The 13,056-nt window shown below is 57.5% G+C and carries 8 protein-coding genes, 1 tRNA gene and 1 pseudogene (1 of these 10 only partly in view); 2 read left to right on the top strand and 8 right to left on the bottom strand.

The genetic code is table 11. The features are described from left to right. The 8 genes and pseudogenes from QVP03_RS01385 to QVP03_RS01355 all read right to left on the bottom strand — a co-directional run. Window positions 1-1,472, bottom strand: partial view of an O-antigen ligase family protein gene (locus QVP03_RS01385; RefSeq protein ID WP_022331889.1) — the 5' portion only. Its footprint begins 91 nt before the window's first position; only the first 1,472 of its 1,563 coding nucleotides appear in the window; its start codon is at window positions 1,470-1,472; its stop codon lies beyond the left edge, outside the window. After that, the gene (locus QVP03_RS01380) at window positions 1,469-4,645 is read right to left on the bottom strand and encodes an efflux RND transporter permease subunit (protein WP_022331888.1); all 3,177 of its coding nucleotides are present in this window, start codon (window positions 4,643-4,645) and stop codon (window positions 1,469-1,471) included. Before QVP03_RS01380 ends, QVP03_RS01385 begins: the two co-directional genes overlap by 4 nt. Continuing rightward, a complete protein-coding gene (locus tag QVP03_RS01375) occupies window positions 4,642-7,698 on the bottom strand; it encodes an efflux RND transporter permease subunit (RefSeq protein WP_022331887.1) in 3,057 nt (1,018 codons plus the stop codon). Before QVP03_RS01375 ends, QVP03_RS01380 begins: the two co-directional genes overlap by 4 nt. Window positions 7,699-7,708: 10 nt before the next feature. Continuing rightward, on the bottom strand, window positions 7,709-8,785 hold the full coding sequence (locus QVP03_RS01370) for an efflux RND transporter periplasmic adaptor subunit (RefSeq protein ID WP_022331886.1): 1,077 nt from the start codon (window positions 8,783-8,785) through the stop codon (window positions 7,709-7,711). A gap of 8 nt (window positions 8,786-8,793) precedes the next feature. After that, window positions 8,794-9,615, bottom strand: a complete 822-nt coding sequence (locus tag QVP03_RS01365) for a TolC family protein (protein ID WP_022331885.1) — start codon at window positions 9,613-9,615, stop codon at window positions 8,794-8,796. A 43-nt stretch (window positions 9,616-9,658) separates the two neighbouring features. Further along, a pseudogene (locus QVP03_RS13745) lies at window positions 9,659-10,036 on the bottom strand (TolC family protein); the annotation flags it as partial. 967 nt (window positions 10,037-11,003) lie between these two features. Then, window positions 11,004-11,081 (bottom strand) — tRNA-Val (locus QVP03_RS01360). Window positions 11,082-11,294: 213 nt separating this feature from the next. Then, entirely contained in the window at window positions 11,295-11,690 is a 396-nt protein-coding gene (locus QVP03_RS01355) for a hypothetical protein (protein WP_130065656.1), read from the bottom strand. Between the two features lie 367 nt (window positions 11,691-12,057). Between QVP03_RS01355 and QVP03_RS01350 the strand changes: the two genes are divergently transcribed. Continuing rightward, the gene (locus QVP03_RS01350; protein ID WP_022331882.1) at window positions 12,058-12,426 is read left to right on the top strand and encodes a DNA-binding protein; all 369 of its coding nucleotides are present in this window, start codon (window positions 12,058-12,060) and stop codon (window positions 12,424-12,426) included. 147 nt (window positions 12,427-12,573) lie between these two features. Beyond that, window positions 12,574-12,951: a hypothetical protein gene (locus tag QVP03_RS01345; RefSeq protein ID WP_022331881.1), complete on the top strand. Its 378-nt coding sequence runs from the start codon at window positions 12,574-12,576 to the stop codon at window positions 12,949-12,951. Window positions 12,952-13,056: the final 105 nt, after the last annotated feature.

The following is a 13,056-nucleotide window of genomic DNA, read 5'->3' as shown; positions in this document are numbered from 1 at the left end:
AGAGCGTCGTGGTAACGGGGCCCGTCTTCGACCAGGTAGTCGTACCGTCCGGAATTCGGCCAGATGCGGATCTCGCTCCATTGCCGCCGGGCTTCCACACGACGGGCATAGCGGCTGTACAATCCCGTCCAGCATACGAGACATCCCGCAAGTGCCAGCAACACGACGACATGCCCCCGCCCGGGGATCGGGACAACCCGTTTCGAGCACGTCCCGGCAAGCAATACGACGAACAGCAGCCGCAATGGCAACACGCCCCACGGATAGGAGAAGCAGGCGAAAACTGCCGCTGCCAGCAGCCCGTAACCGAAGGGCGCCCCGCGCCTGAGCTGGCTCACGATTGCGCTTCCCGTTATCAGCAACAGCAACACAAGGCCTACTGCCCCAGTTTCCGCCCCGGTCTGCAGGAATTCGTTGAATCCCGCCTCGGGGCATCCGGCGACCTGAGTTTCGGCTTTCGGACGCTCTTCCGAGGCGAAGTAACGTGCCTGTTCTTCGCCGAACGCGCCTGCGAAATTTCCGATCCCGCCCCCGCAGAGCGGATGGCGGAGCATGATCCGCGTGTCGATCTTCCACATCAGCAGGCGTCCCTCGGCCGAAGGGCGCTTGATATGGTATGCCCCGGCCCCGATGCCCGCGAGGAGCAGCACAGCCAGCCCCGAAAGTACCCCCACGCGCAACGGATGCGCACGGTAAACGTACCGGAAGCGTCCCCGGACATTCCACACGCGGAATGCCAAGGCCCCGCAGCCCACGGCGGCGGCGACCAGCGCGGCCCTGCTCATCGACGCCGGAAGGACGACGACCGTCATCAGCGCCGCAACCCAGCCGAGCAGGTAAGGCGCCACGCCCCACAGCAGGACTCCGGCACGCAGGCGCCGCAGCGAGCCCCACGTTCGCAACGCCCGTTCGGCAAACCGGTATCTGGCGACACAGGCCGCGGCACACACGAATACGGGGGCGATGAACCCCGCATACGGGCCCGGGTTGAAAAGCGTGCCGGTTATTCTGAACAGCCCGTGGTTGGACTGCGCGAACCCGTAGATCTGACGGATGCCGACCCATGCTTCATAAATGCCCAGTACGCATAAAAGCATGAGCAGGAGTGTCATTGTCCGCCGCTCGGCCGTAAAGATGATCCGCAAGGCGGCGTAGAGCATCGCGGCCTGCAGCAACTCGTCATACCTGACCGCCGAAGCCAACCCGGGCCACAGGAACCTGCCTGCCGTAACCCAGCCCAGGAACAAGATCGCATACATATCCGTACGGTTCACATACAGGCGGGGCAGGTAGCACAGATAGTAACAGGCCGCCAGGGCTGTCAGGGCCGCGGTCGCCCGTAGCGACAGGAGGACATTCCCCTGCAACTCCTGCACGGGCATGTCGAGCGCAGGAACCAGCAGGAACCAGGCGGCGACCACGAACAGAAACGCCAGCGGATAACGCAGGAGCGGATGTGGGCACCGCGTCATGGCAGGTTGCAGGTTTTACGCCGCATCGGCAGGAAAACCGGCAGATAGACGACCAGGGCCACGATCGAGAACAACGTCCCGCTGATGGCGGCCATGGCGAATGCGAACCAGAAAACCTCCTCCGGGCCGTCGTACAGGAACGGCACCAGGCCCAGCACGGTCGACAGGATGGTGAGCATGATGGGAATGATCTTGTGGTTATACGCCTTCAGGTAGAGCCGGATCCCATGCTGGTGCGAAACATCGGCCCAGTTGTTCTGCTCGTTGATCAGGTAGATGCCGGCGTTGACCACAATACCGCACAGCAGGACGAAAGCGGCGAACCCGCCCTGGTCGAAGACGAAATCCGACCAGCCGAACGTGAGGAACACCCCGATGAACGAGACGGGGATCATCAGGATGATGACGACGGGTTTGCGCAGGGATTCGAAGATGACGGCGCACATGGTATATATTATCGCGACGACCAGCAGTATGAGCCACACCTGCAGTTGTTTCTCCTCCTGCCAGAACCCGGACGACGGCGAATCGACCCGAAAACCGATGGGCAGAATCTCCTCGTTGAATTGCTTGACGGTACGTTCGATCAGCCGCCTCCCAAGTTCGTACGACCCGATGAAATCGTACCCGACCAATATCTGATACGACTGCCTGTCGCGGCTGATGGAGACGCCCGTGCGCTGTTTTTCGATGGATCCGACCGCCGCGAGTTTCGTCTGCCGCGAGTCGATGCGTACCTGGGCATTGGCCACATGCCAGCGGTCGAAACGGTCGCGGTCACCCGATTCGAGCACGACCTGCTGGAGTTCCTCGCCATTGTAAACCGGCGACAGCCGCGATCTGAAAAGCATCGTACTGAGCATCCCGTAATAATCGGCCACGTCGAGCCCCGCGGCGGCGATTCGTTCGTCGTCGTAGCGGATGTTGAATTCGTTGTGGGGCAGCGACCATGCGTTGCCGTCCATGATCTCGGGATTGGAGACGCGGCGGTTCCGGGACAGGGTATCGATCAGCGCGTCGGCATAGGCCGAGAGCTGGTCGTAATTGTAGCCTTTGAGCCGGAACTGGTTCGAACGGTAGTTGTTGACGACGTTGTTGTTGAACGTGTTGTCGTCGATGCCCCGGATGTACCAGGTCGCGCCGCCGAAGTTGATCGCCGCGGAGGTAAGCTCCTGTTTGAGCATCGCCGGGAACGGGCCGTATTCGAATTCGGGTTTGAACGTGATCTCGATCTGTGCGTTATCGTAGGAGGTGATGCGCGTGCGGAACATGTCGACCTGATCGAAACGGCTGATGTAGTTTTCCATATGCCGCACGACCTCGTTGAGCTGCTGGACGGTACACCCTTCGGCCATTCCCGCGCTGACATAGAGGCGTTTCTGCTCCGGCGTGCGGAAATTATCGTACCGGTTGGTCGCGGTGCGGAACAGGTGCAGCGACGACCCGAAGACTTTGTCGATCACGGGACGGTGCTCGGAAACGGCCTGGCTCCCCATGATGCCGTTGTAGGCTTCGGCCCATACGGAGAGCTTCCCGTCCTTGCTTTCGGCGATCTTGTCGGGCAGCAGGAACGTCGGGATGCCGAACCCCCATACCAGCGCCACGACGAAGATCCAGCGGTGCCTGCGTCCCCAGGCGATGAACTGCCCGTACCCGCGTGAAAACCGCACGACGAGCCTCCGGCGGCGCACGGACGCACCCGTCATGCTGCGCCCCAGCGGAAATTTATCGAGCAACGACGGGATGAACAGCAGTGCGACGAGCAGGGATACGACCAGGTTGACGACGATCACCAGCGAAAAGTCGGTCAGGTTGGCCTGCTGCTCCTCGGGCAACAGCCAGACGATTCCCAACGCACCGATCGTCGTCAGCAGCGCCCCGAGGATGGAAACGAATATCCGCCGGTCGCGGTAGTAGCTGTAATGATCGACCATGATGATCGACGTGTCGATGATGATCCCCAGCGAGACCGTGATCCCGGCGAGCGTATAAATATGGATATCCAGCCGGAGCAGGTTGTAAAAGACCACGGCGACCAGGATATTGACCACGAGCGTCGCCATGATGATCAGCAGATAGCGGAAATCCCGGCTGACCAGATAGACGAACAACAGCAGGATGGCGACGCAGAGCAGCGCGCGGACGTAGATTTTATGCAGTTCCCCCGAGACGTACTGCGAAGCGTCGTAGGTCAGCGTCGCGGACAGTTCGGCCGGGAAGGAGGCTTGAAGGCGCTGCATCTCCGCCTTGACCGAAGAGGCGACCTTCAGGATATTCGTGTGCGGATCGCCGACCACCGAGAGGTTGATCGTATTGAGGCCGTTGATGCGGAAATAGCTCGTCGGGAGCGCTTCGCGCCAGCGCGCCGTGGCGAAATCGCGCAGGTAGTAGATGCGGCCGTTGCGGCGCGCGACGGGAATCTCCCCGAAATCGAGCCCGGCACGGTTGCGGAGCTTCAGCACGATGCTCCGCTCGCTGCCGTCGGCTTGCGGGAGCGCCGTCATACCGATCACGTCGCTGCGGAAATAATTCTGGAATGCCAGGGCAAGATCCGAGGCCGTGATCCCGGCGGCCTCCATTGCCTTGGGGAGGAACGTGACGACCCATTCGAAGGGGGTGACACCCGACAGCACGACCCGCCCGACCCCCTCGACCTGCGACAGCGGGGTCGAGACGTGGGCCTTCACATACTCTTCGATGCGTTCGGAGGGCAGGTCGGCCTTGATCGTATAGACCAGCGTCTCGGATTCGCGGCTGCCGGAGGTGGCGAGCGAAATATAGGGATAGGAAATTTCCTGCGGCAACTTGCCATAGAGATTCCGGATCGCCGACGCGACTTCGAAACGGGCGGCTTCCATGTCCGTTCCCTTACGGAATGCGACCGAGATATTGCCGTAGCCCTTGGCCGAGCGGGAGGAGACGTTCTCGCACCCCGCGACGGTCGACATGGCGCCTTCGATACGCGAGGTGGCGCTCTGCTCGATCAGGCGCGCCGAGGCGTCCGGCCAGGAGAAATAGATGTCGATCCTTCGCCCGGCCTCCGACGGCGTATACTGGATATTGAGCATGGGCAGCATGGCCGCCCCGATGACCGCCAGCGCCGCCATGATCAGCAGCACCGAAAATGCGGGGATGCCCCTCCGCGACGGAGGTATGGGTCGCGGGACGTTCATCGGCGGGGTCGGTAAATCTCGTAATAAGCCAGCGGGATGAAGAATACGCTCACCAGCGTACCCACAATCATTCCGCTGATGATGGTCAGCGACATCGGGAGCTGCAGGTCGGAGCCCATGTCGCCGTGCGACAGGAACGGCGCTACGGCCAGGATCGTCGTGAGCGAGGTCATGACGATGGCTTTCAGGCGCCTCCGCCCGGCCTCCATGATGGCATGCTTGAGCCCCATGCCCTGACGCCGCAGCGTATTGATCGTGTCGATCTTGAGGATCGAGTCGTTGATCACGATGCCGCAAACCACGATCAGTCCGATCATCGACATCAGGTTCAGCGTCTGCCCGAATGCCCAGAGGACGACGAGTGCCCCGAAGAGGTCGATGACGATCTCCGAGAGGATGATCCATGGCTGGACGAGCGATTCGAATTGTGCGGCCAGGATGAAGAACAGCAGCAGCAGGGCGACGGCAAGCACCCCGGCGAGCTGCCCCACTATGCCGCGGTTCGAAAAATAGCTGCCGCTGAAGCTCACCTCGAAATGCCCGTCCTCCGCCACACAGCCCCGGATCGTGCCGATGACGGCCGGGACATCCTTGGCCCGGGGCGCGAGGTCGAGCGGGTAATAGTTACCCTCGGCCCCGGCCACGACATGTTTCAGGTCGCGGGTCATTGTCTGGCGCATCAGGATGCCGACCGGGATTTCAGCCTCGGGGGTATGGATGAACGTATTGCCGAGCAGATCGTCCAGGCTGCGCAAGTCGTTGCCGATCACGACCGGCAACGATTCGTCGCCCGTGGTAACCGTGAAAAGCGTATTCTCGTTGAGCGCATTGCGCAGCGCGGCTATGAGGTCGTTGTAGGTCACGCCGTACAACGCCATCCGGTCGGGCTGTGCGATGTAGAGAATGTCCTCCTGCATGGCGACCGGCGGGATTTCCTGCCCCGGCAGCGCATCCCGTATGCGGCCGAGCAGCCGTTGCAACTGTTCCGGGTCGGCACTGCGCCCGGTCGTCGAACGCAGGCGTGCGGTGAGCACGGCTTCCCGCTCGGCGAAGATCATGTCGAATACGTTGCCCGAAACGCCGAACGAACAGCGGGCCGCAGGGGCGTTCGCCGCCAGATAGCCGCGGATGGCATCCTGAACGGGTGCCACGTCGTCCGGTTCATGGCACTTGAGGTAAACCGTGGCCTCGGCTACCCCGTTCTCCTCGGTATGCGAAAGGACGAACTGCTGGACGCCCGCCATGACCGTGGATTGAAGGATGCGATCCCCCAGCGAGGCGACGAGGTTTTCCGTCCTGCGGGCGTTCTCCTCGGCCGAGATGCGGTCGTTCCAATCGATGCGGACTAACATGTCGCTGTAAGTCATCGCCGGCAGCCGTTCCTTGTCGATCACCCAAAAGAGTCCCGCCAGCCCCAGTACCGCGACGACATAAATGCCCCACATCAGCCCGCGACGGCGGAAAAACCATTTCAGGATGACGTCGTACCTGTCGATGATCCGGTCGAAGGAGAAGAACGCGAGCCACGGCGTAGGCCGGAAGGCCTGCTGCCGGCTGTACCACCAGCGGTAATAAACCGGCAACAGTGTGACGGAGACCCCGTAGGCGACGAACAGCGTGATGGCTACGGCCATCGCCTGGTCGTAGAAGAGCGCCCCCGCCATGCCGTTGAGGAAGATCAGCGGGACGAATACCGCGCAGGTCGTCAGCACGGACGACAGCATGGGAACCATGACTTCCTTGGTGCCCTGCGTGACGGCACCGGCCAGCTGCTCCCCGCGTATCCAGCGGGCCGTGATGTTGTCGATGACGATGATCGAATTGTCGACCATCATACCGATGCCCAGCACCAGTCCCGACAGGGAGATGATGTTGATCGAGATATGCAGCAGGTAGAAAACCAGGATCGAGATAATCAGCGTCACGGGAATGGTCAGGATCACCAGCATCGGCGACTTCATGTCGCGCATGAAAAAGAAGATGATGACGCAGGCCAGCAATGCCCCCGTGATGATGTTGTTCACCAGATTCGAGATCGAATAATCGAGCAGTTCGGTCTGGTCGCGCGTGACGGTGAATTCCACGTCCGGATAGTCGTAACGGAACTGCCGGAGTTGCTTGTCGAGCTCGTCCTTGAGCTTCGACATCCGGGCGTCCGCCTGCTTGACGACCGCCAGCGACACGGCATTGCGGCCGTCCGAAAACACCATGCCCTGCCGTTTGCGGGGATGCTCGACGACCGCAGCCAGTTCCTTGAGGCGGAACAACCGGCCGGTGATTTTCAGAAAAATATCCTCTATATCCTTCCTTCCGTTTATCGCCGACCGGAATTTCACGTTGTACTGGTATTCCCCGTCCCGGATGGCAAGGCTCCCCAGGGTTACGTTCGCCCGGCGCAACGCCCCCTCGACGGCGGCGATGGTGATGCCCGCCTGGCGGAGTTTCGCCTCGTCGGGGATAACCAGCAGTTCCGGGGCAACGGTGCCGCTCAGGTCGACCATGGCCACCTCGGGCAACTGCTCGATGCGCTTGGTGATGACCTGCGAGGCAAAACGGCTCAGCGCCGCGAACCGGTCGGATACGGGATGCAGTTCGTCCCGGTGCCCGGCCGGTTGATCCCCCCGTACGGTGAGGTTGATGTAGAAGGCCGGGATGTCGGTGACGCTCGCCTTGATTACCTTCGGGCGCTCCACATCGCGGGGCAGGGAAGTCGTCGAACGGTCGATCTTCTCGTTCACCTCGATGAACAGGTAGTCGATGTCCGAGCCCTGCTCGAAGGTCAGGTGGATAATGCCGCTTCCTTCGCGGGCCTCGCTGCGCAGGTCGGTCAACTGCGACAACTGGATGAGTTGCTGCCGCAGCGGGGTGATGACGGTTTCATCCAGCTGCCGGGCCGAAAGCCCCTGCGCGGGGATCTGCACCGTGATATACGGCGCGTCGACATCCGGCACGAGCGACACCGGCAGCAGGCGGCTGCTGACGATGCCCAGGATGAGCAGGACGACGGCGATCATCGTCACGGCGATAGGCCGGTCGAGGAGTTTGCGTAACATGGGTGCGGTGTTATTGTTTCCCGCCGAGCGAGACCTCCGAGCCGTCGGCCAGATTCAGGTTCCCCGAAACGATCACCAGGTCGCCGGGGTTGAGTTCCGCTCCGCGGTCCAGATTCGCTTCGACCACATACTCCCGACTGTTGGCCAGCGAGGTATGTACGTAAGTCCATTGCGCCCGGCCGTCCTTGTAGCGGAACAGCACTTCGAGATTGTCGCGGATGACCACCGCGCTCTTCGGCACGACCAGTTGCCCGGGCACCTTTTGCCGCACCGCCACCCGGACGTTCATCCCGTCGGCCAGCGTGCCGTCGTTGACCACTTCGGCATCGACCTGCACCTGTCCGTGCACATCGATCGAAGGGTTGATCGCCGTAATGCGTCCTTTCACCTCCTTGCGCAGGTCGGCGAACGGGCTGACGCCGATCTCCTGCCCCGGACGGAGCAACCCGTATTCGGATTCGAGGACAGAGAAGCGGACGTCCAGCCGGCTGTCGTCCAGCAGGGTGCAGAATTCGCCTTTCGATTTCTCATAGACCTGCTGTTCCACATCGGCGACCTTTCCCGCAAAGGGAGCCCGCAGGGTACAGTGAGCCAGGCTGCGGCGGGCGCTGAGCAACGATGCCGTGGCATCGGCATACCCCGAGCGGATGCGTGCCAGCTGCACGACTTCGGCCGGAGGGGTGACCGTGTCGCCGGCCTGATAGCCCAGCCCGACCAACACATCGTAAAACCCCAGCCGCGCCTTGTCCAACGCCAGCCGCGCCTTATGCAGCTGAAGGGCATAGTCGCTCGTGTCGATGCGGGCGATCGGCTCCCCGGCGCCTACGCGGGAACCGTTCTTCGCAGCTATCGCCGCGATGGTTCCCGAAACCTCGAAGGAGAGCGTGCTGCGCTTCGAGGCTCCCAGCCGTCCGTTGCTGATCAGCTCCCGCATGAAGTCGCGCCTTTGCAGCGTATCCACCGTGACTTCGTTGCGTTCGATGCGGTGCTGCATGCGATCCTGTGCCGCATCCGTCTTTTCGTTCTTCGTTTTGCCGCAGCCCGCAAGGAGCACCGCACAAAGCAAATAGGGGTAGTATTGTTTCATGGCAAGGGTTATTCTTCAATGAGGCGGTCGAACTCGGCGCCGATATCAGTGTGGGAAATGAAGTCGTAAAGGGTCTTGCGGCGCAGCGAGTAATAGTAGCTCCAGAAATCGGCCAGTGCCGACACGTAGGTCTGGCTGGCCTGGTCTTTTTCGGTCTGCGCCGTATTCATGTCCGTAACGGACACCGTCCCCCGCCTGAAATTCTCCATCGCGATGGCATAGCGGCTTTCAGCGACCTCCCGTGCCCGGGCGGCCACGACGCACTGGTTCCGCTGGTTATGGAATTGTTCGATGAGCGTATAGATTGTGTGCCGGTAATCGGTTTCGTCCTGCTCGATCTGGTTGCGTACCATGTCGGCCCGCGCCTTGGCCATACGGACGCGCCCCTTGCCCATGCCCCAGTCGAAAAGCGGGATGGAAAACTGGAGTCCGATGACCTCCTGGTCGAGCAGGTTCGAATAGGCCGTCCGGAACTCCTCGCCGGTCTGGGACAATCCGAACCGGGCATTTATCGTAGCCGTAGCGCCCCGTTCGGCCTTGGCCTTGGCGATGCCCGCCTCGGCATTGAGCGTCCGCAGTTGGTTGCTGGCATTGAACGACGAATTTTCCAGGGCCTTGTCCAGTACGGTCGCATAGTCGACCTCGATGGCGGGGATACGGTCGTCTAACACCGGGTCTATATCGACGTTCTCGCTGTAACGCAGGTAAGAGTTGAACCGCATACGCTGTTCGCGGACGGCCAGTGCCGTGTCGTTGATCGCCAGGCTGTCGTTGAGCATGCGCAATTGCAACTGGAGCAGCTCGTCGTTGGTGATGCTCCCCAGTTTCAACCGCTCTTCGGCGCTGGAATAGAGGGATTAACCGCTCTTCGGCGATGGAATAGAGGGATTTGGTATTGCCGTAGTTCTTGACGGCGATGGTATGCCTGGTTTTGCTCAGCAGCAAGCTGAAATAGTAACTCACGGCCTGCACCGTGATGTCCTCCATGGCTTCGATGTAGGTGCGTTTGGCCAGTTCGTACTCTTTCGGGGCGATCTTCTTGTTCCACCTGAAGCTGTTGTAGGCAAAGAGCGGCTGGGTATAGGAAAGCGTGATAGGCTGCGAATAATAGGATTTCGATTCCTTGGGGGCGAACTGGTCGAGGCGGTTGAGCGACGAATAGAGCCTGAGGGTGCCGCCCGTCAGGGTGATATTCTGCTGGATGGCGAGTCCCAGTGTGTTTTGCAGGTTGTAGTTCTCCAGATAACGCATCTCTCCGGTGTCGTAATCCTGCAACAGGCGCAGCGAACGGTCGAAACTCAGCACCTCGCCGCTCAGGTTGAGCGACGGAAGCCGGCTCGCCTGGTAGGAGCGGAACGACCAGTACGAGGAGAGAAACGTATATTTGGCGACCATCGCGGCGATCGAATGGTTTTGCGCCGAATAGATCGCCTTGTCGAGCGTCAGGCGGAGCTGAATCTGAGTCCGGCTCGCAACCCTCTCCCGAACCGAATCCGGCGGCAAGGGCAGGGCTGCCCCGGATTGCGCCGGGGAAGAGATCGCGATACCTGCACAAACGATAAATATCAACGTACTTCGTACCGATATGAATTTCATAGGCTATTACAGTGAGATCGTGACGCAATCGGGTATATTACACAATACTATTATAAATCAGGAACCATCCACTCGCCATAAAAACATTCCGGGCCGCTGCAATCGCACGACAACCGATCGACGGCAAACGAACCCGGATTTATTAAGTACTATGTATTATTCCGCATATAAATTTAAATCAAAAAAATGAGATTTGCAACTATGCCGGAATAAAAGTCCGGGAAGGAGATAGATCGGGTTGTTTTAGGCGTCTCGAATGGCATAAGGCACCGGCTCCCGCTCGGTACAACGCCTTTGCCATCTTTTCTGCCTCATAAACCCCGGAATAGCTATTTTCCCGGGACAACCCGAGGAAAACAGATCGCCCCTTCCCGCCTCACCGATTTCCATTTTCCAAGACGGCTTCGCCATCCACAACCAACGCATTGACCACCGAGTCATCAACAGATCTGCTCCGTTTGCAAGCATTTTTGACTTGCAGCACAGAATGCGCACAGTTGTCGCCAAGTAGTTTCCCGGTTTGACTTCCGGCTTAACCCGGCAGCTGAAAAACGCTGAAATACACGAGAATAGCACACATAAAAATCAGACAGCTGCATTTCTGCAACTGTCTGATTTTCATTGGTGGGAACAAGCGGATTTGAACCGCTGACCTCCTGCTTGTCGAGCAGGCGCTCTAAACCAACTGAGCTATGCTCCCGGAACAAAAAAGCCACTTGCATTACTGTAAGTGGCTGATTTTCAGTTGTGGGAGCTGAGGGATTCGAACCCCCGACCCTCTGCTTGTAAGGCGATCTATCACACCCCGCACAACCAACTATCAGCCTATAAGTTAGCTATAATATGAAATTATTTTGCAAAACCAACAGTAAAAAAGTATTTATAATATCAATAATCTAAATAATTCAAACCTCTATATATCAGCTAATTGAGCATCTATTACATGGGGGGGGGTGTTATTCAAACCTAATTTTTTCTCCAATTCTTCAATGCGCACCAAGAGCCGTTCATTGTCCCGTATTAATTTCTCATCACGGCTCAAAACTTGCTCCATAGTCATATCGGGGATTATTTTATCTCCCCGCCAAACCTTTTTCAACATATCTCCATTACCCGTCATTAACCACTCGGCATTAAGATCGGGACAGGTATGTAGAATTCTCGCAATACTCTCGACAGACAACCCACGCCCACCTTTACGCTGTTTTCCCAAAGCACCTACTGATAGCTGAGCAAGTACAGTGAGTTTATTATCATTTAAACCACTGTATTCCATATACTTATCAAGCCTATCAAAAAAATCCGCCATAAATATTGCGATTTTTCTATGTTTTTACTTGGATATATTGCGATATATCTATATATTTGCATTGTGATACATGCGTACTACATTCAAGCACCACAATAAACTGGGTAAAGATATAATAAAAACTACTGAAAGCCAAGCAAAATGGGTAAAAAAACATCATTCTGCAGAACTCCGCATAAAGCCAGCTGGGAGAACTACCTAAAGAATCTGGACATTGATGCGTCTGTGAGTTTCAAAAATGTGGACAATACTGCAGCCAACGCCCGCCAAGCGATCAAGAGATTTCTCAAAAAATGGCCCGGAAGAAAATTTTCAACTAAAACGTGTAAAGAAGATCATTCTTTCACGATAGTAAGGATAAAATAGCATGGCACAGGAAACTATCAAACGACGTAAACGCAAACGCGGAAGCGAAATGTCCATGAAGGAACTCCAGCAGCTCGAATTCCTAAATGGCGTACAGGCTGCGCGATACTGTGGAATATCGCCCAGAACATTCTACTACTACCTCAAGCAAATCGACATACAGAAGTACACCCGCACAACCATGTCAAACGGGGAGAAAATACTCTACCGTCGAAATGAGCTGGATGAAAAATTGCGACCCAAATCTTTGATACAGACAGTTCAATTTATACATATTCAGGAGCAAAATCAATCTCTGACCGCAAAAAAGAGAAAAGCTCTTGGCCCTCAAGGTAACGCCGTGACGGTCTTACAGAGGGCAGCGAAGTAGATGGTCACAATTCGCGCATTGGTCGTAAGTACAGGTTCTCACGAGCGATGTATGACAAGGCCAACAAGCAAAACATCTACTTCGAGCAGCAAGGGCGCATTGCAGAAAGCCCTCTCAGCGCCCTTGCTTTTTAAAATTTAGGAAACTATGCCCGGAAATAAACCACTGACACGCGAAGAGTTCCGAGCCTACATGAAGGAGCGGGATCGAAAACACAAAGCCTATGACACTGCCGAGAGGACAGTGAAGGTCATGTATAAAAGTCTGTGCCCGGCTTGCGAATACAACGCAACCCACGGCAAGAAAATCATCTATAACTGCCCGAATTGCAAGGTCAGATATTGGAACAATTGCAGTAAGAATCAGGTCAAAAACGGCGGAATATTATCCGCCCTTCAAAGCAAGTATGGAAATATCGAATGGGTCAAAGCCTACAACCCAGACGGCACGCTTTACTATGAGTGGAAACGTCACGAAAGTAGGTACAAGCAAGATATTGATGGAAGATGGATTCCAAAAGATTAATAAAAAATATTGCGTTATGGCTAAAACTTGCGTCACACAGAACAAGGTCACAATAACTTTCAGCACTCCAGAGGAGATAGCGACTCTCAATCTTATCAAGGGAAT

Origin of the sequence: Alistipes sp. CAG:29, from assembly GCF_000435435.1 — a bacterium.
GTDB classification, from domain to species: Bacteria; Bacteroidota; Bacteroidia; order Bacteroidales; family Rikenellaceae; genus Alistipes; species Alistipes onderdonkii.
Note: the sequence above shows the minus strand (reverse complement) of the source record. Positions and strands in the feature narration are given on the sequence as shown.

What these genes read in the sequence shown, in the direction of transcription:
- QVP03_RS01380 (WP_022331888.1), bottom strand. Translation starts at nt 4,645, where the DNA reads ATGAACGTCCCGCGACCCATACCTCCGTCGCGGAGGGGCATCCCCGCA.
- QVP03_RS01375 (WP_022331887.1), bottom strand. Translation starts at nt 7,698, where the DNA reads ATGTTACGCAAACTCCTCGACCGGCCTATCGCCGTGACGATGATCGCC.
- QVP03_RS01370 (WP_022331886.1), bottom strand. Translation starts at nt 8,785, where the DNA reads ATGAAACAATACTACCCCTATTTGCTTTGTGCGGTGCTCCTTGCGGGC.
- QVP03_RS01355 (WP_130065656.1), bottom strand. Translation starts at nt 11,690, where the DNA reads ATGGCGGATTTTTTTGATAGGCTTGATAAGTATATGGAATACAGTGGT.
- QVP03_RS01350 (WP_022331882.1), top strand. Translation starts at nt 12,058, where the DNA reads ATGGCACAGGAAACTATCAAACGACGTAAACGCAAACGCGGAAGCGAA.
- QVP03_RS01345 (WP_022331881.1), top strand. Translation starts at nt 12,574, where the DNA reads ATGCCCGGAAATAAACCACTGACACGCGAAGAGTTCCGAGCCTACATG.